At 59.8% G+C, this 20,677-nt stretch carries 19 protein-coding genes; 10 read left to right on the forward strand and 9 right to left on the reverse strand.

Annotated features, from left to right (window positions below):
• Window positions 1-8: 8 nt before the first annotated feature.
• The 4 genes from KQ296_RS08625 to KQ296_RS08640 are packed head-to-tail and all read right to left on the reverse strand — an operon-like array spanning window position 9 to window position 6,091.
• On the reverse strand, window positions 9-1,412 hold the full coding sequence (locus KQ296_RS08625) for a TrkH family potassium uptake protein (protein ID WP_041428955.1): 1,404 nt from the start codon (window positions 1,410-1,412) through the stop codon (window positions 9-11).
• Between the two features lie 5 nt (window positions 1,413-1,417).
• Window positions 1,418-3,220: an SLC13 family permease gene (locus KQ296_RS08630; protein WP_011934065.1), complete on the reverse strand. Its 1,803-nt coding sequence runs from the start codon at window positions 3,218-3,220 to the stop codon at window positions 1,418-1,420.
• A complete protein-coding gene (gene hflX / locus KQ296_RS08635; protein WP_011934064.1) occupies window positions 3,213-4,919 on the reverse strand; it encodes a GTPase HflX in 1,707 nt (568 codons plus the stop codon). Before hflX ends, KQ296_RS08630 begins: the two co-directional genes overlap by 8 nt.
• Window positions 4,916-6,091 (reverse strand): NAD(P)/FAD-dependent oxidoreductase, encoded by a 1,176-nt coding sequence (locus KQ296_RS08640; protein WP_011934063.1) that lies wholly within the window; start codon window positions 6,089-6,091, stop codon window positions 4,916-4,918. Before KQ296_RS08640 ends, hflX begins: the two co-directional genes overlap by 4 nt.
• 90 nt (window positions 6,092-6,181) lie before the next feature.
• On the opposite strand from KQ296_RS08640, the gene KQ296_RS08645 reads away from it, so the two are divergent.
• Together KQ296_RS08645 and KQ296_RS08650 are read left to right on the forward strand one after the other, a co-directional pair.
• Entirely contained in the window at window positions 6,182-6,934 is a 753-nt protein-coding gene (locus KQ296_RS08645) for a phosphoadenylyl-sulfate reductase (RefSeq protein WP_041428685.1), read from the forward strand.
• Window positions 6,921-7,619 (forward strand): type III pantothenate kinase, encoded by a 699-nt coding sequence (locus KQ296_RS08650; protein WP_050815897.1) that lies wholly within the window; start codon window positions 6,921-6,923, stop codon window positions 7,617-7,619. The genes KQ296_RS08645 and KQ296_RS08650 overlap by 14 nt, the downstream gene beginning before the upstream one ends.
• On the opposite strand, the gene bcp is transcribed toward KQ296_RS08650, so the two are convergent.
• A complete protein-coding gene (gene bcp, locus KQ296_RS08655; RefSeq protein WP_011934060.1) occupies window positions 7,612-8,085 on the reverse strand; it encodes a thioredoxin-dependent thiol peroxidase in 474 nt (157 codons plus the stop codon). The two genes, KQ296_RS08650 and bcp, sit on opposite strands and share 8 nt — an antisense overlap.
• Window positions 8,086-8,134: 49 nt before the next feature.
• Between bcp and KQ296_RS08660 the strand changes: the two genes are divergently transcribed.
• The 3 genes from KQ296_RS08660 to KQ296_RS08670 all read left to right on the forward strand — a co-directional run bounded on the left by KQ296_RS08660 (window position 8,135) and on the right by KQ296_RS08670 (window position 10,064).
• Entirely contained in the window at window positions 8,135-8,749 is a 615-nt protein-coding gene (locus KQ296_RS08660; RefSeq protein WP_259726449.1) for a 4'-phosphopantetheinyl transferase superfamily protein, read from the forward strand.
• A gap of 26 nt (window positions 8,750-8,775) precedes the next feature.
• Window positions 8,776-9,270: a hypothetical protein gene (locus KQ296_RS08665; RefSeq protein ID WP_011934058.1), complete on the forward strand. Its 495-nt coding sequence runs from the start codon at window positions 8,776-8,778 to the stop codon at window positions 9,268-9,270.
• 164 nt (window positions 9,271-9,434) lie between these two features.
• Window positions 9,435-10,064 (forward strand): alpha/beta hydrolase, encoded by a 630-nt coding sequence (locus KQ296_RS08670; RefSeq protein WP_011934057.1) that lies wholly within the window; start codon window positions 9,435-9,437, stop codon window positions 10,062-10,064.
• A gap of 70 nt (window positions 10,065-10,134) precedes the next feature.
• Here the strand turns inward: KQ296_RS08670 and KQ296_RS08675 are convergent, their stop codons facing one another.
• Entirely contained in the window at window positions 10,135-12,348 is a 2,214-nt protein-coding gene (locus KQ296_RS08675; protein WP_011934056.1) for an AAA family ATPase, read from the reverse strand.
• 91 nt (window positions 12,349-12,439) lie between these two features.
• On the opposite strand from KQ296_RS08675, the gene KQ296_RS08680 reads away from it, so the two are divergent.
• The 3 genes from KQ296_RS08680 to KQ296_RS08690 are packed head-to-tail and all read left to right on the forward strand — an operon-like array spanning window position 12,440 to window position 17,255.
• Window positions 12,440-13,546 carry an efflux RND transporter periplasmic adaptor subunit gene (locus KQ296_RS08680; RefSeq protein WP_041428684.1) on the forward strand — a complete coding sequence of 369 codons (1,107 nt, stop codon included), beginning with the start codon at window positions 12,440-12,442 and terminating at the stop codon, window positions 13,544-13,546.
• Window positions 13,547-13,557: 11 nt separating this feature from the next.
• Entirely contained in the window at window positions 13,558-16,965 is a 3,408-nt protein-coding gene (locus tag KQ296_RS08685) for an efflux RND transporter permease subunit (RefSeq protein WP_011934054.1), read from the forward strand.
• Window positions 16,962-17,255, forward strand: a complete 294-nt coding sequence (locus tag KQ296_RS08690) for a hypothetical protein (protein WP_011934053.1) — start codon at window positions 16,962-16,964, stop codon at window positions 17,253-17,255. The genes KQ296_RS08685 and KQ296_RS08690 overlap by 4 nt, the downstream gene beginning before the upstream one ends.
• 51 nt (window positions 17,256-17,306) lie before the next feature.
• Here the strand turns inward: KQ296_RS08690 and KQ296_RS08695 are convergent, their stop codons facing one another.
• Window positions 17,307-18,965, reverse strand: a complete 1,659-nt coding sequence (locus tag KQ296_RS08695) for an alpha-D-glucose phosphate-specific phosphoglucomutase (protein WP_011934052.1) — start codon at window positions 18,963-18,965, stop codon at window positions 17,307-17,309.
• 111 nt (window positions 18,966-19,076) lie between these two features.
• Here KQ296_RS08695 and KQ296_RS08700 point away from each other — a divergent pair, with 111 nt between their 5' ends.
• A complete protein-coding gene (locus KQ296_RS08700) occupies window positions 19,077-19,316 on the forward strand; it encodes a hypothetical protein (RefSeq protein WP_011934051.1) in 240 nt (79 codons plus the stop codon).
• 6 nt (window positions 19,317-19,322) lie between these two features.
• On the opposite strand, the gene KQ296_RS08705 is transcribed toward KQ296_RS08700, so the two are convergent.
• Window positions 19,323-19,748 carry a hypothetical protein gene (locus KQ296_RS08705; RefSeq protein WP_011934050.1) on the reverse strand — a complete coding sequence of 142 codons (426 nt, stop codon included), beginning with the start codon at window positions 19,746-19,748 and terminating at the stop codon, window positions 19,323-19,325.
• Window positions 19,723-20,460 carry an alpha/beta family hydrolase gene (locus KQ296_RS08710; protein WP_259726450.1) on the reverse strand — a complete coding sequence of 246 codons (738 nt, stop codon included), beginning with the start codon at window positions 20,458-20,460 and terminating at the stop codon, window positions 19,723-19,725. Before KQ296_RS08710 ends, KQ296_RS08705 begins: the two co-directional genes overlap by 26 nt.
• Between KQ296_RS08710 and KQ296_RS08715 the strand changes: the two genes are divergently transcribed.
• The gene (locus KQ296_RS08715; RefSeq protein WP_041428683.1) at window positions 20,450-20,665 is read left to right on the forward strand and encodes a hypothetical protein; all 216 of its coding nucleotides are present in this window, start codon (window positions 20,450-20,452) and stop codon (window positions 20,663-20,665) included. The genes KQ296_RS08710 and KQ296_RS08715 overlap by 11 nt on opposite strands.
• The last annotated feature ends 12 nt before the right edge of the window (window positions 20,666-20,677 follow it).

Below are 20,677 nucleotides of genomic sequence, written 5' to 3' on the forward strand. Positions count from 1 at the left end.
AACCTCGGTCAGACATACAGATCTTCACGGGGATAACCCACTCGATTCTGGCGTTGGATCTGGTCGCGCTCGAAGCTCTCCCAGATGGCGCTGAGCAACAGAAGGATGCCAAGCCGGCCTACGAACATACCCACAACCAAGATCAGCTGACCAAGGTGCCCGAGTTGTTCGGTCACACCAAGATCGAGGCCCACCGTGGCGAAGGCGGAGATGCACGTGAACATCAGCTCCAGAAACGACAGTGGGTCGTCGGCGGTGGGATCACTGATCAGAGCCAGCAACAAGGCCATCATCAGCACGAACAGCAGGGAGGCCACGGTGATGCTCACAGCCCTCAGCACCACCTTGTCGGGAATCTGGCGGTGACGAATCACGACATCGTCGTGGCCCCGGAGGGTTGAGCGGGTGGTGGCCATCAGTGCGGCCACTGTGGTGGTTTTGATCCCTCCACCAGTCCCTCCAGGGCTGGCACCGATGAACATCAGCGTCATGAGGAGGAGCAGGCCTGAATCCGAAATGCTCTGAATCGACAGAGGCACGGTGGTGAAGCCTGCTGTGCGTGCACTCACCGAGCCGAACAGGGTGCTCATCACTCTCTCCTGCCAGCCCATGGTGGTGAGCACGTGGCCTTTCGAGAGGGATTCAGTCAGCATCAGTCCAAGCATCCCGATCAGAATCAACAGTGCTGATGTTCGAAGCACAAGCCTGGTGTGAAGGCTGAGGTTGCGACGTTTGAGCCGTTGCCTGTTGCTCCAAAGATCGTTGGTGACCCGCCATCCCAGGCCTCCCAGCACAATCAGAAGCATGATCACCGCATTGACCACGCGATTGGTCCGGTATCCCTCGAGGCTGTCGCTCCAGAGACCGAATCCGGCGTTGTTGTAAGCGGAAATGCTGTGAAAGAGAGAGGCCCAGGCCCTGGATCCCCCCGCGGGTAGATCGCTGAATCCGAAGGTGTACAGCACAAGGGCTCCCATCAGGATCAGCACGGTTGCGGTGAGAGCAATGCTTCTGAAGGTGCTGCCGATACCGCCGACGCCAAACTGATCGAGGGTTTGGCCTCGATCGAGGCGCCGACGAAGGGAGGCACCCCGCACCACGAATCCCTGCAGAAAGGTGGTGATGGCCATGAGGCCCAGCCCTCCCACGAGAATCATGAAGGCCAAGACCCCTTGGCCGAAAGGGGTGAGGTCGCGACCGACGTCGATCACCGTCAGTCCAGTCACCGTAACGGCCGAGGTGGCTGTGAACAGCGCTTCCCAGAGCCCCACAGTGCTGTCGGAGCACATGGGGCTTGCCAGAAGAAACGTCCCAGTGGTGATCACCAGAAGGCCTGTCACCACAGTGAACTGAGGCACGGTTAGGCGTCGGTACCAGGCCTGGGTTCGATGAATGGCCTTGGGCAGAGGCATTGGCTTCATGCGCCCACCATCTGGTTGAGGATCAGCCAAGGCACCAGCAGGGTCATCAATACGGTGAGTCCCAGTCCGTAGCGGGCGACGTCAAAGAAGCGGTAACGCCCCGGTCCGAACACCATCAAATTGGTCTGGTATCCCATCGGGGAGAGGAAGGACTGGCTTGCTCCAAAGAGCACGGTGAGCAGAAGAGCCTGCGGCGGCAGGTTGAGGGGATCGGCCAGTTGGGTCGCCACTGGAATCAGCAGTGCCACGGATGCGGCATTGCTGAGAACTTCCGTGAGCAGTGTGGTGCTGAGGAAAATCACCAGTAAAGCGGCGTAATCAGGCCAGTTCAGCAGGAGCAATCGCAGGGAGGCGGCCAACCCATCGGCAAGCCCGGTGCGCTGCATGGCCACACTGAAGCTCGGGAGGGCTCCCAGAAGCAGGATCACATCCAGACGGATCGATCGCAGCATCTCCCCTGAGCGCAGACAACCGCCAATCACCATCAGCACCACAGCGAGAAGCACTGAGGCCACGAGTGGGATGGGCGTCAGTGTTGGCAGCAACAGCATGCCGGCGGTGATCGCGATGGCCAGTGGTTTGCGGCGAACGGTCGGCAGGTCGTTTTCCAGTTCGTCGAGCACGAGAAGGTCATGGTTGGACTGCAGGCCTCGGATGGCATCCACGGGCGCTTGAATCAGGAGCACATCGCCTTCCCTGAGAACGGCCTGCCCAAGCCGCTCTTGAACGGTCTGCTGGCCGCGGCGCAGAGCCAGAACCGTTGCGTTGTAGCGCTGGCGAAAACGCAGTTCCCGAAGACTGGCACCGGCCAGGGTCGAGCCTGAGGGGAGCAGGACTTCAACCATCGTCTGTCCCCCTTCCTCAGAAGAATGGGGCAGGGAATCGGCAGCCAAGCGAACCGTTTCATCCTGCTGGAGCCGCAGGAGGTCATGGCGCGTGATCCTCAGCAACAGCCGATCACCCGCTTCCAGTTGGCGATCGGCAAGGGGCGGCATCAGCCGCTCTCCCTCGCGTTGCAGCTCGAGAACATCCACATCAAATCGCCGCTGCAGCCGGCTGTGGCGAAGGGTTTGACCCACAAGGCTTGACCTGCCAGGGATGGTGACTTCGGTGAAATAACCCTCCAGGTTCTGGTCGGGTGTCAGGGCATTGGCTTCCAGTCCGCGATCAGGCAGGAGTCCCCGGGGGGCCAGGAGCATGTAAGCGACGCCTGTGAGCCACACAGGAATTCCGATGCTTGTGAAGCTGAACAGCTGAAGCGGCCCGTAGCCGAGCTGTTCGCTGATGTCGCTTGCCAGCAGATTCACCGAGCTGCCAAGCAGGGTCAGGGTTCCCCCCAGCAGTGTGGCGAAGGACAGAGGGAGCAGCACCCTTGATGGCGCCACCCGTCGCCGCCGGCACCAAGCTTCCAACACGGGGAGAAGCGTGGCCACAACGGGTGTGTTGGGCACGACCCCGGACACCGGCGCCACCACGAGACCGAGGAGCGCGATCAGTCGGCGGGGGGAGCGGATCCGGTCGGAGGCGATTTGCTCGCGAAGGCGATCGAGGGCCCCACTGCGGAAGAGGGCAGCGGAAACCGCGAACAGGCCCATCAGTGTGATTAGGGCTGGGCTCCCAAAGCCTGCAAGCGCTTGAAGGGGCGTCAGCACACCCCCGATCATCAGCAGTGAAAGGCTGAGCAAACCAACAAGTTCGGGGGCGATGACGCCGCTGATGAACAGAACAACAGCCAGTAACAGCACCCCAAGGGTGATAAGAGCGTCTCCGTTTTGAAGAGCGGCACTGAGCTCAGCCATGGGCGCGTGCGCTGGTCTGATCGGAGGAGGATGGGCAGTTCTGTTCTGGTGAGGTCTCCCAGAACGTTTGCTCGAGCCATGATCGCAGACCTTTCAATCCTGTCCCTTGAGTGGCTGAGAGATAAAGGGCTTCCGGTTCAACCGTTCTGATCACCTCCAGTGCTGAAGCATCACAGCGATCGATCTGATTGGCGATCACCTGCCGCGGTTGCTGGCAGTGAAGCCCGTTGAGAATGGAATGCACTGCAGTCAGTTGGCCTTGCCAGTCTGGATCTGCGAGATCCACCACCAGAAGAAGCTGATCGGCTTCCCGAGTTTCTTCAAGCGTGGCCATGAAGGCCTGCATCAACGGTTCGGGTAGTTCCCGAATGAAGCCGACTGTGTCGGTGATCAGCAGCTCTTTCGGTGCAGCCCCTGACTGGGGAAGGCATAACCGCCTGGTGGTGGGATCGAGCGTTGCAAACAGTCTGTTTTTCGCTTCCACGGCACGCCCCTGCCCACGGTCGCAGAGTGCATTGAGAAGGGATGACTTTCCGGCATTGGTGTAGCCCACCAGGGCAACTCTCGGAAGCGTGCTGCGTTGTTGCCGCAGCCGCGCGCGATGAGCCCCCAGCTGCCGCAATTCCCGGCTCAGATGCTCGATGCGGCGGCTGATGGCGCGGCGGTCTTTCTCCAGCTGTGTTTCCCCCGGTCCCCGGGTGCCAATGCCCCCTCCTTGGCGCGACAGGCTGAGCCCGCGTCCGGTCAAGCGTGGAAGCCTGTAGCGCAACTGGGCTAGCTCCACTTGAAGTCGGCCGGCAGCACTCGTGGCGCGCTGGGCAAAAATATCCAGGATGAGTTCGCTGCGATCCATCACTGGACAGTCGAGAAGGCGCTCGAGGTTTCTTGCTTGCACAGGGGTCAGCTCCCTGTCTGTAATCACCAGAGAGGCCCCATGGCGGCGCACATCAACGGCAGCTTCCTGGAGTTTTCCCGTTCCCCAGAGTGTCTGAGGGTTGATCTGGCCGAGGCGTTGACGACACACCGCAACGGGGCAGGCACCGGCGCTGCGCGTCAGCCCCTCGAGTTCAGCGAGCTCGCGCTCATTGATGGCGGGGTCGGCGCCGATGAGTGTCAGCAGCAAGACGCGTTCCTCCTGGGACCCGGGATGGTCGCCGGGGTCTTTGACACCGGCCGGCTCGGCAGCGGAGGGTGTTGTCTCGTCTGCACACAATGCTGATAGCGCATCGATGGCATCGCATCGCCATCCGATCGCGGCCGCGGCGTCGGCGCGCCAGAGCGCAGCGGGTCGCGTTCCTGAACGCGTGGCTGCAGCCTGGAGCCGTAGCCAGGTGCTGGGAGCAACATCCAAGGCGATGACGGCCTCGCGCCCCTCTGGTTTCAGATCCACTCCTTGCGTGCCCGGCAACGAACTCACCAGCCGCCAGCGCTGGCGGCGTCGCAATCCGCCGGGAAGCTGGTCGTCTAGCCGGCTGGACTCTCCCAGGGGGCCGACCCAAAGCAGCCTGCAAACACCGCGGGCATCGATCAAAAGATGCAAGGACTGCTTGAGCTCGGAGGTGAGTTCGGCCAGGCGTTCAAGGGTGAGCAGATCGCTGCCAGCGTTCTGCGGATGACGCCGGTGGCTGAGCCTTTCCAGCTGACGCAGCTGGGATGGCCTCAGCCCGCGTGTGCGTCCTGCGAGGTGAGCCTGCTTCAAGAACTGAACAACCAGGCCCCTGCAGAGCGCAGCCCGAGGGACAGTCCGGGCATGCGTGTGAGGTAAGCCAGGCGCCTCATTTGAAAGGCCAGAGGACCCGCCAACGTGACGCCCATGCCGGTGAGGGTGGCATCACCGATTCCCAAACTGAGCATCTCGCCAAGATCCTTGAACACAAAGGGATCGGAGCGGTTGCCTTGGCGATGGGATTGAAGGCTGCGAGCCGCGGCTTGCCCTTGCTGGATGGCGACCTGGGCTGACAAAGGCCAGGGCGTTTGACCTTCATCAATCGTGGGCTGGCTGGCGATATCCCCCAGCACAAGAACGTCCGGTTGCCCGATCAGTCGCAGCGTTTCATCCACGGGCAGGCGTTTGTGATGAGGCGCGATGGAAGGCGTCAGCTCAGGGATGTTGGGCCGGCTGCCTGCCGTCCAGATCAGGCCGTCGTGGGCTTGCTCCACCTCGCCTTCCACCCCACTCCACTGCACGGCGTTTGCGCTCACATTGAGAACGCGCGTCTTCAGATGCACCGTGACACCGCGTTGTTTCAAGGCGCGCTCTGCTTGCTCTCGGTTGAAGGCCCGCGAACGAGACAAGATCTGTTCTCCCTGTTCGACGAGATGCACCCGGGCTGCTCCATCCAGCAGATCGACGAGTTTGCAAGCGAGTTCCACGCCTGTGGCACCGGCTCCAACAATCACAAGCGTGCTGGTTCCGGAGGGACGGTGGCGCAGTTCCCTCAAGCGAGCCTGAAGTGGAGGGATGTCCTCCAAGGCGTGGAAGCGCAGGGCGTGCTCGCGGACGCCAGGGATTCCAAAGTCTTCGGGCACCGCTCCAGTGGCCAGCACCAGTTGGCTGTAAGGCATTCGCTGACCGCCGTTCGTTGTGACGACGTGATCCTCCAAGTTGATCGAGCGCACCGAGTCCTGCACGTGGCTGACCCCCCGTGCTTGCAGGAGCTGTCCGTAGTCGGGCGCGACTTCCCATCCCTGAAGCTCCCCGCTGAGCAGCTCATAGAGAAGGGGAACAAACAAGAACTTCGATCGCGGTTCGATCAAAACGAGGGGGGGACGGGGATGCACCCTGCTGAATGCTTGCAGGGCGGATAACCCTGCGAAGCCTCCACCAACCACAAGGATCGGTTGCTCCTGCGGATTGGGTGTTTGCGTCAAGGGGGGCTATCTGTTCTTGATCCGACCCTAGGCAGGCCCCTGGTCACCCCGGCGTATGAGAATGCACCGATGAGGAACGGCATCATTGCGATGACAGGCGCTGCCGCGGACTTGGATTGCGGCGGTGATCCCGCCCAGCTGACGCGTCTGAGGGAGGACCTTGAGTCCTTAGAGCCTGCGCAGCGGCTGCAGTGGGCGCGGGATCAGTTCGGGTCGGGATTCGCGATGACCACGAGCTTTGGGATCCAATCGTCCGTGCTCCTTCACATGCTTTCTGGTCTGCCGGATTTTGAATCGGTGCCGGTGATTTGGGTGGATACCGGTTATTTGCCCCAAGAGACCTATCGCTACGCCAAAACGCTCTGCGACCGTCTTGGTCTTCAACCCGATGTCGTCCAATCGTCTGTGTCCCCAGCACGGATGGAAGCCCTGCATGGGCGACTTTGGGAAACGGGCAGCGACAGCGACCTTGATCAATACCTTCAACTGCGCAAAGTTGAGCCTCTCGAGAGTGCGCTCGATCGCCTTGCTGTGCGCTGTTGGGCGAGTGGGGTGCGCAGCCGACAGACCAGTCACAGAAGCACGATGACGGTGCTGGATCCGATCCGCGGCCGACTCTCCCTCAGGCCGCTTCTGCATTGGACCAATAGAGACATCTTCTATTACATGCAGGATCACGACCTACCGCAGCATCCTCTGTTTGATCAGGGATATTCCACAGTTGGCGATTGGCATTCCAGTGCTCCAGACGGTGTGGATGGCGAGGGACGCAGCACACGTTTTGGTGGACAACGACAGGAGTGTGGGATTCATGTGCCTGGGGTGATGGGTGACGGCATTTGATGCTGTGACTCCCCAGCAATGCCTCCTGATCGGTAATTCACGCTGGCATTGGGCTGACCGTGCGCATGCATCCCGCTGGTTGTTTCGTCACACCGACCCGCTCGTTGAACCATTGCCGAAGACTTCAACCCCTGATCGTTGGGCCGCCGTTGGCAAGATTCCCGCTGCGTTGTCGCAACACGCTGACCAGCAACTGCTTCTCGATCAGGTGCCCTTGAAGGATGCGCCTCCATGGCTGGGCATCGATCGTGCTCTTGCTGGTTGGGGGGCCTGGCTGCGATCCGGCGGCGGTGAAGGTGTGTGCGTTGTGGATGCTGGAACGGTGCTCAGCCTGACGCGGGTCACCGCCGCGGGATGTTTTGGTGGAGGATGGCTTTGCGCCGGGTTGCGTCTTCAGCTCCAGGCCATGGGTGAGGGAACCGCAGCCCTACCAGCGCTAGGACCTGACGGGCCGTGTCTTGATCCCTGCCCAACGTTCCCCGCTGAGACGGCAAGTGCCATGACCCAGGGCGTTCTCCAAAGCCTGTTGGGTTTGATCCACGGCGCTCAGCTGCGTTGCCCTGGACCAGTTTGGCTTTGCGGAGGAGATGCTCCGCTTCTGTTCCCGGAGCTGAAGGCTCGGGGTGTTGAGGTCCAGCACACCCCGAACCTTGTGATGGAGACCTTTGTGGATCTCGTCAGCTAGCTGTGAGGCCCAGGTCATTGAGGATCTGGTCGGCCATGATTTCGGCTTTCACCTTTCGATAGATCAGCTCAAGATTTCCCTGAGCATCCACAACAAAGGTGTGGCGCATCATGCCCATGTATTCGCGGCCCATGAACTTTTTGAGGCCGTAACTCTCATAGGCGCTGGCGACGGCACAGGGCTCGACGTCAGTGAGCAGGGTGAAAGGAAGCTCCTGTTTGCTGATGAAGCGGCTGTGCGAGGCGGCGTTGTCTTTGCTGATCCCAAGAACCCGAATGCCATGGGCTTCGAACTGGTCCCAGCGGTCTCGGAAATTGCAGGCTTCTTTGGTGCAGCCAGGTGTCGCGTCCTTCGGGTAGAAGTAGATCACCACTCGCTGGCCTTTGAGTGACGACAAGGTCACAAGCTCTTCCTTTTCGTTCGGAAGTGTGAAGTCCGGGGCTGGATCACCGATCTGCAGGGTCATGGATCAGGGATGGAGTGGCGGAAGCGTAACGGCCCTCTGGTTTCGGCGGATGTCAGCGTCGCTGCCGTGCGATGCCAGCTGTTTATCCCAGCAGGAGCTGCAGTGGTCAACGCGCCTATCCAAAACCCGTTCTGATGTTTTCATCCGTTCGCGGGTGTGGATGCGAGCTTGTCTGGGCGATCGCTTCCAGTTGTCTCCCGAGGCGGTGCCACTGCAGGCGCCACCGGGAGAACCCCCCGTCCTTCCCAATGGCTGGGGGTTCCTGAGCCTGAGTCATTGCCCTGATGCCCTGCTGCTGGGCTGTTCCAAGCACCCCATTGGTTTGGACCTCGAGCGTCGCGACCGGATGCTTCCGGCCGCGTCGATCCTGCGGCGGTCCTACTGCCGCGAGGAACAGGAGCGGCTGCAACACCTGCGCGCAGAGGACCTGCGACTGGCAGTGTTGAGGCACTGGTTGATCAAGGAAGCCTCAATCAAGTGGCAGCAGGGGGCGATCTCCCGTGATCTGCGCTTCTGGGAGGTCCGTCCTGGGATGAGCAGCGTGGTGCATCAACGCAGTCAGCAAACGCTGGCCGCTGCACTGCATGACTACGACGCTTGGGCGTTCGCCGTCGTGGCAGCAGATCAACAAGTTCTGCAATCCATCACCCTCTGCCTAGCCTGAACGCAACTGTTTTTGCCCCCACTCCAGTGCCTGCTGCCGGCTTGCCCAGCCTTCCGTCCCTGGTCAGTGCAGCGGCTCTTGCTGGTCTTGGACTTGCGGCGATGCTGGACGCTCCGTCCAGCCAGGGCTTGGAGAGTGCCTGGACTGGGGCAGACCCTGACTACAGCCGCCTGGACGAAAGGGATGCCACGTTGCTTCAACGCAGGGGCGTTGAAGATCTGCTTGCGGCATTCACCAAAGGACAGCTCACACGCCACTACTGGGGACATTTCGCTCCCACGCTCGCGGACCTTGGCCTGACGGCTGATTCCTCACTTGGGGTTCGTGTTGAAAATGTTGAGGGTGTGACCAGGCTCTGGCTGACCCCTCGCCGGGGTGCGGAGGCTTATCTGGCGCAAGTGAGCTTCAACGGCGAGCAGCTGGAGCGTTTGCATTGCCGGGGGACTTCTGGAGATGAAGTTGAAGCAAACGCAGGTCAATGTCCCCTTGGCTGGACACCGATGAAGCAGTCAGCTCCTTAAGAGCGACTTGGAGAGATTCGTGCGCCTCGCGAGATTCGCGAGACCCGAGATGCGTGATCCTGTTCGTGCGGTTTTTTCTCGGCTTCCTGTGCTGATCAGGGGATAGTTGTTGGCATTCGTATTTCTTCCGGCTAGGTTTAAATCGACGTCTTTTCTCGCCGTCCGTGCTCACCCGATTCGCTGCTGGCGCTCTCGCCGCCGCTTCCATCTCCACTCTGGCTGTCGCCGCTGAAGCTGGCACCAAGCGCCCTGTGCGCTGGGTGTCCGGTGGTGCTGTCTGGACCACCAAGTCCAAGGCTTTCAAAAAGTTCTTCAAGAACGGTGAAATCACCGATCGCGCTCTTGAGGCTGGCATCAACAACTCCGGTTGGACTGCCGATGAGATCCAAGAGGGCATGACCAAAACCTATGAAGTGGATCTGGTGGGCGTGTCCCGCTTCCTCTACTCCAAGGATGGTGTCAAGTTCCTGAAGGATCAGACCCGCTCCTACTTCCCCTACTGGCAGAAGAAGAAGACCGCTGTTGTGGCTCTTCGCTCCGCCATCATCCTCGACGCTGCTGACGGCAAGATCTCTTCCGCCGGCATCATGAAGCAGCTGCCCGTTGCCTTCCGTCTGAACGACAACGGCTCCTCCGACGGCGCTCAGAACGTCTGCAAGGACGGCCTCGACGGTGCTCAGGCCACCTCACTGCTGTCCTGGTACGTGTTCCTGCCCGCTTGCGTGCAGGCCAACCAGATCCTCCCCGCTGCTCCCGCTCCCCGCGCCGCTGCTCCCGTCCGCGGCCTCTGGTGATCGGTTGAAATCTTCGGATTTCATTGCATCGTTCGAACCCCGGCAATGCCGGGGTTTTTTTTTATGTCTTTCAGCCCCGGCGGCCATCAATCCGCCAGTGCTGCAGTCGCATCGGCAGCTGTTGACCAAGGCGATGCGTCAGTTCCTGGGTCAAGCTGGCAAGAGCAGTGGGCGTGCCACAGGTCTGGCGTTCAACGGCCAGTCGGTAGGGCCGTCCTGCACCCAGCCAGCGGCTCATCAAGGCCTGATCCAGGCGCAGGTTGGAGGATTCTTTCCAGTTGGTGCTTTCGAGGCTCCAGCCGCAGGCTTCCAGTTGTTGCATGAGGGCTTCACGCTCCGACTTTTGGCTGAGCCATTGGGCTTCCAGTTGTTGCAAGCCATGCAACGCCTGAGCGGTTTCGGGGGCGAAGGCACCCTGGCTGTGCTCCAGCAGAGCCGACGCAGGGCCCAGTTCAGATTCACTCAACAGAAGGCGTAGCCGGGCTCCTTTGCCTGTTCGCTTGGTGATGGTGGGCCAGAGATCCATCAAGGATGACGACTTGAGATCGTCCTGATTGAGGCGTCCGCCGATGACTTCAAAGTTGAGGTTTGCACTCAGAGCCTTGAGGTCGTTCGGGTCGCCTAGCAAGGCCGGCCTCTGTAGGGGATCCAACAGGGTGAGCTGCGCGTCCAGCCGCGCTTCATCGGTTTCTGAACCGCACAAAATCATCACCCCTCCTTCCGCAACAGCGGCCAGGGGATCCAAACTCCAGAGCAAAGAGCGACCACCGAGCATCAGAACGCGGTCGGTACGGCTCCAGTTCAGATCAGCCCAGAGGCGCTGGCGGAGGGTCTGCAGTCGCTCACCGTCGATGGCCAGTTGCCGTTGAAGCCAACGCTCGAGCTGAGGTTGATCGGGGCCACTGCTCACTAGAAGCGGATGGGCATCCTCCGCTTCCACAGCGGCGGCAAGCTGAGCGGCCCGGCGCTCGAGAATCCGCTCCCGCCGCTGACCTTCCCAACCCTGATGGCTTGGGGCCCAAAACGCTTCCCCTTGAAGGGCATCGGGAAGGTACTGCTGGGCGACCCAATGCTCCCGGAAGGCATGGGGATAGCGGTAGCCCTGACCATCGCCGAAGGCGTCCCCATCACGATTGGCATCCCTTAAGTGGGTGGGGACGTCTTGGCGCTGGGCGCTGCGAACCTGTCGAAGCGCCTCGAAGAAGCCACCGGTGCTGTTGCTCTTGTCGGTGCCGGCCAGGTAAAGAGCTGCCTGGGCCAGGGGGTAGAGGCCTTCGGGCAGACCAATGCGTTCAAAGGCCGCGGCACAGGCTTCTACCACCACCACGGCCTGAGGATCGGCCAGACCGACATCCTCACCAGCAGAGATCAGCATGCGCCTGAAGATGAACCGGGGATTTTCACCGGCCTCAACCATGCGAGCCAGCCAGAACAGAGCCGCGTCGGGATCGGAGCCCCGGATCGACTTGATGAATGCGCTGATCGTGTCGAAGTGCGCGTCCCCCTGCTTGTCGTACAGAACGGCCCTCTGCTGGATGGATTCCTCGGCAATGCCCAGATCGATGCGGACTAAGCCGTTCTCATCCGCTGGGGTGCTGTCCACCGCCAGTTCCAGGGCATTGAGGAGACTGCGCGCATCACCGGATGCCACATCCACGAGATGGGCCGCGGCCTCAGGCTCGATTTTGATCTTGCGATCGCCGTAGCCACGCTCGGGATCCTTCAAGGCGCTGTTGAGGAGCTTGCTGAGGTCGCCTGGCGTGAGCGCCTGAAGTCGGAACAGACGGGAGCGGCTGACAAGAGCCTTGTTGACTTCGAAATAGGGGTTTTCGGTGGTGGCACCGATCAGGGTGAGCGTTCCGTTCTCAACCCAGGGGAGTAGGGCATCCTGTTGTGCACTGTTGAAGCGATGCACTTCATCGATGAAGAGGATGGTGCGCAGACCATGGCGCTCCAGTCGCTGTCCGGCCTCGCTCACTTCGGCACGCAAGTCTTTGACCCCTGCGAGAACCGCATTCAGGGAGCTGAAATGAGCCCTGGTGTGATTGGCGATGATTCGGGCCAGGGTCGTCTTCCCGACACCTGGTGGGCCATGAAGGATCAAATTCCCAACACGATCTGCGGCGATGGCACGGCGCAGCAATCGACCCTCCGCAAGGATCGCTCCCTGGCCGACAAATTCGTCGAGGTTGCGCGGGCGCAACCGATCAGCGAGAGGAGCCTGTCGACGCCGCAAGGTCTCCCGTTGAAAACTGAATAAATCGGAATCCTGCGTTCCGCTCAAGAGCGTTAGATGTGCATGGCCCAATTCTTGCCCGAAACGGCCCAGCTATTTCCTTTTTCGCGGTCATAATGCGGCCGACCGGATCTGAACCGTGCGAGCGCTAACTTCCTGCCTGGCCTTGGCACTGACTACCACTGCACTCAGTGCCTGTGGTGGAAAGGGTGAGGCGCAGAGACCCCTGCCCGAAGTGCAGCAGGCTGCAGTGAAGGAGGCGTCCTTCACCGACGACATCGACACGGTGAGCACGCTTGAGGCCAACGATCTGGTTCAGCTTGCAGCACAGGCCACGGGAAGGGTTCTGGAGCTGAAGATCGCCCAAGGCGACAAAGTCGCGCCCGGGCAACTGCTGATGGTTCTGGATCAGGCCCAGGAGCAGGCGCGACTGGCTTCGGCGAAGGCTCAGGAACAGAAGGATCTGCTTGAGCTGAAGCGCTACGAGTTTCTTGTTCCACTGGGAGCAGCCCCTGCTTCTGAGCGTGATCAGCGCCGAGCCATTTACATCGCCTCCCGCGCGCAGGTGCAGGCACAGGAGGCGACGCTTGCCTACAGCAACTTGCAATCGCCGATTGGCGGCACCGTGGCTGATGTTTCCGTGAAAGTGGGCGACGTGGTGCGTTCTGGAGATCCATTCACCAAGTTGATCCGCAACAACACGCTGGAGGCGCGTGTGGAAATTCCCTCCACCTCTGCCACCCGCGTGAAGGTTGGTTTGCCCGTGCTGCTCAGTCGTCCAGGCAGCGATGAGGTGATCGCCGAGAGCACCGTGCTTTCGGTGGATCCCAACATCACCTCAGACACCCAGGCCTTGCTGGCCCTCGCCGTGTTCCCTAACCCTGACGGAAAATTGCGTAATGGGCAGCGCCTGCGAACGCGTTTGCAGCTCGAGGAACGCAAGCAGCCCTCCGTGCCGTTTGCCGCTGTGACTCAATCATCCGGTCAGAGTTTCGTGTTTCGCCTTGGCACCTTCAAGGAACTCGAGGCCCAGCCTGGAAAAGCTGATCTTGCCCGGATCAAAAAAGGAATCGAGCTCGGCAAAATTCCCTCCACAACACTGTTTGCGTTGCAAACTCCGGTCACCCTCGGGTCTCTGCAGAACAACCGTTACCCCGTCACAAAGGGTCTGAAACTTGGTCAGAAGGTTATCACCAGCAACCTGCTGAGCTTGCGACACGGTGTGCCGGTCAAGGTGAAGGGCTGAGGGTCTAAATCATGTCTGCATCCAATAACTTCATTACGCGACCGGTTCTGACAACGGTCTGCAGCATTCTCATTGTGATTGTTGGCCTGATTGCCATTCCAATCCTGCCCATTGAGAACCTTCCTGATATTGCTCCTCCCACGGTGAAGGTGAGAGCGACGTACACCGGTGCCGACGCGGTGTCGGTTGAAGAAGGGGTCACCACCGTTCTGGAGCAGCAGATCAACGGTGTGGAGAACATGGATTTCATTAAATCCAACAGTTCTTCCGATGGTGTGAGCGCGATCGATGTTGCCTTCGCCAGTGGCACCGATGGCGACATCAATCAGGTGAACGTGCAGAACAGGGTGTCGCTGGCAGAACCGCAGCTTCCCGAGGAGGTGCGGAAGGCCGGGGTCACCGTGAACAAGGCATCCAACTCCATCCTGCTCGTTTACAACTTCGGAAGCGCTAATCCAGAGGAGATTCTCTACAGCGCGGAAACCATCAGCGGTCTTCTCGATCTCAAGCTCACTGATTCGATCAAGCGTGTGACCGGTGTGGGCGACCTCACCTATTTCGGGAACCGCAAACTGGCCTTCCGTCTCTGGCTCGATCCCAGCAAGTTATCCACCTACGGGCTGACCTCCACCGATGTGGTTAATCAGCTCAGCAGTCAGAATCGTCTGGTTCCAGCCGGACAGGTGGGTGGCGAACCGTCGCCGAAAGGGCAGGAATTCACATTCACTGTTCAACTTCAGGGTCGCCTGCGCAGCGTTGAAGAATTTGAAAACATGATTGTTCGAACTGCCGATGAAGGTGGTTTGGTGCGGTTGCGTGACGTGGGCAGCGTTCAGCTGGGCGGTGAGTCTTATGCGGTGAGTGCCACGGATCTTCAGGGGGTCCCATCGGTGGGTCTGGCTGTTTATCAGCTCACAGGCAGTAACGCCCTCGAGGTATCAGACGGCGTCAAGAAGGTGCTTGCTGAATTCGAGAAGACCATGCCGATCGGCATGAAGATGGAGAAGATCTACGACAACACTGACTTCATCACGGCATCGATCAAAGGAGTCGTGAACTCCCTCCGCGATGCTGTGATCCTGGTGGTGCTGATTCTCTTTCTGTTTCTTCAGAATTGGAAAGCGACCTTGGTCCCCGGAATTGCAATTCCGGTTGCATTGATTGGAACCTTCGGGCTGGTTTTGGCCTTTGGTTTTTCGCTTAATCAGCTCACCCTCTTCGGCCTTGTGCTCGCAACAGGTCTCGTCGTTGACGACGCGATCACGGTGATTGAAGACACGTCCACGAAAAAGTCTGAAGGACTCAGTGCCCTTGAAGCGGCTAAATCCACGATGGATGAGTTGTTTTCAGCCATCATCGCCACCTCTCTGGTGAAGTTTGCCGTGTTCCTGCCGGTTCTCTTCTTCCCAGGCGCGACAGGAACGATTTACAAGCAATTCGCGGCCACGGTGATTTTCTCGATCGCCATTTCCACCTTTAACGCCCTCACCTTCTCGCCGATGCTCTCGGCCCTGTTGCTGGCGCGGGAGTCGAAGGATCCTGGCCGCAAGGTTTACGCCATCGCCGGAACCGTGATCGGATTCTTTTACGGGCTTCTGGTGGTGGGTGATGGTGCGGCGTTGGTGATGGTTCCGACCCTCGTTGGTGCTCTGGTCGGACTTCTCCTCTCTCGTTTTCTGCAGCGACCTGCGGTTCTGCCCTTCACGGTTGGTGGCGCCATCGCCGGGTTGGTGCTCGTGGGGGTGAGCCGGATTGTTCCGGTGATTCTCTATCCCGCCCTTGGCCTCACGCTGGGTTGGTTCACCCCGGTGATCTTCGCCAATTTCAATCGTTTCTATGCGGTGATGGAAGCCCGCTATTCCTCCGCTCTGAACTGGGCTCTGGGATCACGCCGGCTTGTGATGGGAATTCTCGGTGTCGGCATCCTGCTCACAGCTGTTGCGTTCCGAGCGATCCCGGGCGGCTTCGTACCCATTGAGGACCAGGGGTATGCCATTGGCGTTGTCCAGGCTCCTGAAGGTGTGTCCACTCAGGTGACTGAAGCCATCAACCAGAAGGTGGCCGCCGTGTTGAGAACGGAGAAAGACATCACAGCCGCATCCGTGTTCAGCGGCGCCAGCCTTGATGGAAACAGCCCGAACAAAGGTCTGTTTTTCTTTGGCACAAAGAACTGGTCTGATCGCAAAGAACGAGACCAGAACGTGGGTGCCATCGTGGAGCGACTCAACCAGAAATTGGCTGCTTCGATTGATGGTGCGCGGGTCATCGTTGTCGAGCCTCCAGCCATTCCTGGCTACGGAACCGGAGGCGGCTTTGAGTTCCAATTGTTGGATCAAAGCGGTGGCGCCTACAACCTTGCTGATCTCTATGCGACGGCCGGACGCCTCGTGCAGGCAGGCAATGCCGACCCTGATCTCAACAGGGTGTACACCCTGTTTGCTCCTGAGTCTCCTCAGATCGAGATCAAGGTCGATCGTGAGCGCATGGCAGCCGTTGATGTTGATTTTGGCTCTGCGATGCAGACCTTCAGCGTGAATTTCGGTGGCTTGTACGTCAACGACACCTTCCAGGAAGGCAAGGTCCGCCGCGTTTATGTGCAGGCTGATGCGGAGAGTCGGGCGACACCTGAAAAACTTTCAGCGATCTATGTGAAAGATCAGAGCGGCGAGCAGATTCCCCTCTCTGAGTTCTTCACGGTTCGCGAAACCCTGGGTCCCACAGTTGTTCCTCACTTCAACCTGTATCGGGCGATCAAAATTGAGGGCACACCAGCTGCTGGCAAGAGCTCAGGCCAGGCGATCACGGCCATGAAAGGCACCTTTGAAACCCTGAATCCCCAGGGGCTCGGTTTCGACTGGACCGGTATTTCCCGTGAAGAGGTGAAAGCAGGTGCTTTGGCGGTGGTGATCTTTGCCCTGGGCATCCTGGCGGTGTATTTGGTGCTCTCAGCGCAATATGAAAGCTACTCAGATCCCCTGATCATCCTGATGACGGTTCCGACGGCCATGCTCGGGGCCCTGGTGTTTCTGGCGCTGCGGGGTGAGGTGCTCAATGTGTACGCGCAGGTAGGCCTGGTGATGCTGATCGGGCTTGCAGCCGGCAATGGCATCCTCATTGTGGATATGGCCAACCAGCGCATGCAGGCCGGTGCCAATGCTCTGGATGCTGCCCGTTTCGCCGCAGGATCCAGACTCAGGCCGATTCTGATGACGGCGATTTCATCGCTGTTCGGTTTCATCCCCCTGGTGTTTGCCAGTGGTGCTGGTGCGCGCAGTCAGACATCGCTCGGCGCTGTGGTGTTCGGCGGACTGCTCATTGCCACGGTGCTGTCTCTGTTCGTTGTTCCCGTCTTTTACGTGGTGATGAAGAGCCTTTTGGGTGAGGCAGATGGTCAGTCTGAGGCAGGGGCCAGCTCATGACCCAGGCTCCTTCTGGTCAGAATTCGGGAAAACCACCTGGATTCAACGGATTCAAAGTTCTCTGGTCGGCATTCATCGGTGCCGGGATCGGGCTTGTGTTGGCGTTTTTTCTCGAAACCTTCATCCGTCATACCCCTGCGGATCTATCCAACAATCGCCTCACCTATCTCTACGGCGTGGTGGTGGCATCGGCGGCTCTGTTCGGTTCCTCCATCGAGAGCATGCGCCAACTTCAGGAGGCTTCGCCCGAGCCTGAGTATCACCACAAGCAACGCAGACGTCGCCAATAAAAAAGCCCCCCTTTGGGGAGGCTTTCTGGCTACTGCGAGGTGCAGGTTGGATCACGTGATCACCGTGGGCTTGTCCATGCCCGTGCGCTGCTCTAGTTCAGCGAGGTCATTGATGGCCGTGATCATGCCTGCCAAGGCAGTTTGGGGATCCTGGTTGAGATCGCCGCTGCTGGGGACGTAGCTCTCGAGATAGATCCGGATCGTGGCGCCTTTGGTGCCGGTGCCCGAGAGACGCAGCACCACTCGGCTGCCGTCATCCAACAGGATGCGCAGGCCCTGCCCCGTGGTCACGGACCCGTCCACGGGGTCGGTGTAGCTGAAGTTGTCGGCCGCGCTGATGGTGCGCCCGGCAAACGCTTGCCCAACAAGGTCTGGAAGCATGCTCTCGAGACGGTCGTAAAGCCCGTGGGCGGCTTCGCTGGCAACAGCCTCATAGTCGTGACGCGAGTAGTAGTGGCGTCCGAAGCGCTTCCAGTGCTCGGTCATGATGTCAGCGACGCTGCAGCGGCGCTCGGCCAAGATCTGCAGCCAGAACAGCACGGCCCAGAGGCCGTCCTTTTCGCGCACATGGTTGCTGCCGGTGCCGAAGCTCTCTTCACCGCACAGTGTGATTTTGCCGGCATCCAGCAGGTTGCCAAAGAATTTCCAGCCAGTTGGGGTTTCGAAGCAGTCAATCCCCAGCTCTTTGGCCACCACATCCACCGCAGCGCTGGTGGGCATCGAACGGGCCACCCCGGCCAGGCCATTGGCATAGGCCGGAGCCACCGTGGCGTTGGCGGTGAGCACCGCAAGGCTGTCGCTTGGATTCACAAAGCAGCGCTGGCCCAGGATCATGTTGCGATCGCCATCACCGTCGCAAGCAGCGCCGAAGCGGTACTCGTCCCCATCGAGGAGCAGTTCAGCCAGTTCGTGGGCATAGGTGAGGTTGGGATCGGGGTGTCCACCACCAAAGTTTTCGAGGGGCGTGCCATGGCGCACGCTTCCAGCTGGTGCTCCGAGCAAACCTTCCAGCAAACGTCGCGCATAGGGGCCGGTCACGGCATGCATGGCGTCGAAGGCCAGGGGGAAGTCACTGCGGATCAGATCGCGGATCCGATCGAAATCGAACAGCTCCTGCATCAACTCCACGAAATCATCCACGCCATCGATGACCTCCACGTCCATGGCGCCAATGGAATGCTTGCCAGGGGCATCGAGGCTGGGGGTTCGCGCCTCGACGATGGCGTACTGCTCGAGTGTCTTGGTGCATTCGAAGACGGCGTCCGTGAAAGAGGCAGGCGTAGGCCCCCCGTTGGCACCGTTCACCTTCACGCCGAAATCCCCTTCGGCTCCCCCTGGGTTGTGACTGGCCGAGAGGATGATTCCACCGATCGCCTGACGCTTGCGGATCAGATTGGATGCTGCTGGTGTGGAGAGGATGCCAGCCGTGGTGACAATCACCTTGCTGAGACCGTGCGCTGCGCCCATGCGCAGAATGATGTCGATGGCCCGGGCATTGCCGTAGCGACCGTCGCCCCCCAGGACCAGGGTGCCGCCTTGAACCCCAGGGAGTGTGCGGAACACTGCCTCAACAAAGCTTTCCAGATAGTGCGGCTGTTCGAACTGGCGGCTGCTCTTACGCAGTCCGGACGTGCCGGGTTTCTGGTCAGTGAAGGGAGCGTCCAGACGCACAAGGGTGTGCGTCGGTTCGGCCGAGGCGGATGCGGTCATCCCATCAGACAGCAATTCAACGGGAACCTAAACACGTCTGAAGCCGTTAGGGGTGTTCGGCACAACCAGTTGTTGCAGCTACCTTTGAAGGAAGGGAGAACGTTGCGTTGTATGCAGATCGATCATCCGAATGCCGGACCTCTCTCGGAGGAGCAAAAAGCAGTGCTTGATGAATTCCGCAAGCGCCTGGAATCCATGGTGTCCAGCCACGGGCTGACGAGTGATGACATGAACGAATTGATCCGAGATCTGAAGAGCCACCCACTGATCAGCGCGCAGTTGCTGGATGAAGCGCGTTCAGAAGTCTCTCGACTTCTGCCCGGTCAGCGTTTCAGTTTCGATTGGTCTTAAGAGACCTCAGGCCTTGCCTGGAGCCGGGGTGGCTTGCTTTTTGGGTTTGACCGGTTTGGCGCAGACCACCGTGAGCCGACGTGCTGGCCTGTCGATGCTGTCGCGCCGCTGGAAGGTGTTCGGTGTGGCGGGGGTGGAGGCCTGAATGAGCTCCCACACGGCGTCTTTGCAGGCCGCGGGGAGTCGGGGGTGGTCCATCAAGGGGTCTGCTGTCTTCCGGGTTGCTTCGCAGAGATCCGCATCGTTCTCCCTGGAGCAGGCGTAGGCCTGCAGTTGAAGCGAGCGCAGCTCGTCTTTGGTGGGCAGAGGTACATACTCAACCTTCGCTTGGGCGGCAGGCACCCTCAACACCGCGAGGCTGAGCAGAAGAGTCAGGAAGCGCAAGGCGAGGTGAGGGAAGAGGTCGTCATTCTGCCTCTGATTCCAGACCATTGGATCCGTTGAGGATCGTCTGACAAGCGCCTGCCAATTCGTCTTTGAGAGCCGGTATGTGGTGTTTGAAGCCATGCTCGGCTTGAGCGATCCACACCATGTCGATTGAATCGGACAGTGTCAGTCCTGCGACCAGGTTCTTGCCGCCGTAGCGGTCGTCCTCACCCTGAATGATGAACACGGGCTTGCGGATGTGTTGGAGGTGGCGAAGCCGGTCCCAGTGGCTTCCCTCTTTGTGGAATGGGTAGCCGAGCACCACACAGCCAGCTGCGCCTGTTCTGTCGAGCGCTTTGGTCACGATGGCTCCTCCCAGTGATTTGCCGACAAGGATCAGTGGTTGGTGATGACGCCGCCGCAAGCGCTGACAGCGCTGAATGAGCTGTTCGCAGAAAGCATCCACCTGGTGATCTGTGAGTTCGCGTTTCATTTGGTTGAGCTTTTGACCGCTGAAATCGCAGCGAACCACTGTGTAACCCTCAGCGCACAGCTTGCGGGCGATTCCTGTGTTGAACGGGCTGTAACAGGGGTCGGTCTGACCTGGAATCTGCAGGACGATCGCTCTTGCGTTGTTCTCTCTGCCATCAACAAAGGTGATCCGTCCTGCCAGAAAGCGCAGATAAAGGCCGCGGGCGCTGAAGTTGCGCCGAATCAAAAGGCGCAGGGCCCGCATGACCTTGCCGGCGAACGTTTGATCCTCTGCATTGTTTGCCACTGCCGCACTCGGCACGCTGTCGATCCATTCTGCGGCCTATGCGCTCGTTGATGGTCAGTTCTGGTCCGGGCTCTATCCGATCGATCACTTCGCTGAATTGTGCTGCTCTTTAGGTTCCTTCCTTGAGAGGGTCGCAATAAAATCAACAATGATCGGTGTTGATTTCTTTGGGTTGCTCCAAAGCGCTTTCTTGGTCTTCGGTTAGTGGCTCATTTAT

This window comes from Synechococcus sp. CS-197, assembly GCF_025128215.1.
GTDB lineage: Bacteria > Cyanobacteriota > Cyanobacteriia > PCC-6307 > Cyanobiaceae > Synechococcus_C.

Excerpts from the sequence above, each read along its gene's own strand:
- KQ296_RS08625 (WP_041428955.1), bottom strand. The coding sequence starts at position 1,412 with ATGCCTCTGCCCAAGGCCATTCATCGAACCCAGGCCTGGTACCGACGC.
- KQ296_RS08630 (WP_011934065.1), bottom strand. The coding sequence starts at position 3,220 with ATGGCTGAGCTCAGTGCCGCTCTTCAAAACGGAGACGCTCTTATCACC.
- KQ296_RS08645 (WP_041428685.1), top strand. The coding sequence starts at position 6,182 with ATGACAGGCGCTGCCGCGGACTTGGATTGCGGCGGTGATCCCGCCCAG.
- bcp (WP_011934060.1), bottom strand. The coding sequence starts at position 8,085 with ATGACCCTGCAGATCGGTGATCCAGCCCCGGACTTCACACTTCCGAAC.
- KQ296_RS08660 (WP_259726449.1), top strand. The coding sequence starts at position 8,135 with ATGTCAGCGTCGCTGCCGTGCGATGCCAGCTGTTTATCCCAGCAGGAG.
- KQ296_RS08685 (WP_011934054.1), top strand. The coding sequence starts at position 13,558 with ATGTCTGCATCCAATAACTTCATTACGCGACCGGTTCTGACAACGGTC.
- KQ296_RS08690 (WP_011934053.1), top strand. The coding sequence starts at position 16,962 with ATGACCCAGGCTCCTTCTGGTCAGAATTCGGGAAAACCACCTGGATTC.
- KQ296_RS08695 (WP_011934052.1), bottom strand. The coding sequence starts at position 18,965 with ATGACCGCATCCGCCTCGGCCGAACCGACGCACACCCTTGTGCGTCTG.
- KQ296_RS08700 (WP_011934051.1), top strand. The coding sequence starts at position 19,077 with ATGCAGATCGATCATCCGAATGCCGGACCTCTCTCGGAGGAGCAAAAA.
- KQ296_RS08705 (WP_011934050.1), bottom strand. The coding sequence starts at position 19,748 with ATGGTCTGGAATCAGAGGCAGAATGACGACCTCTTCCCTCACCTCGCC.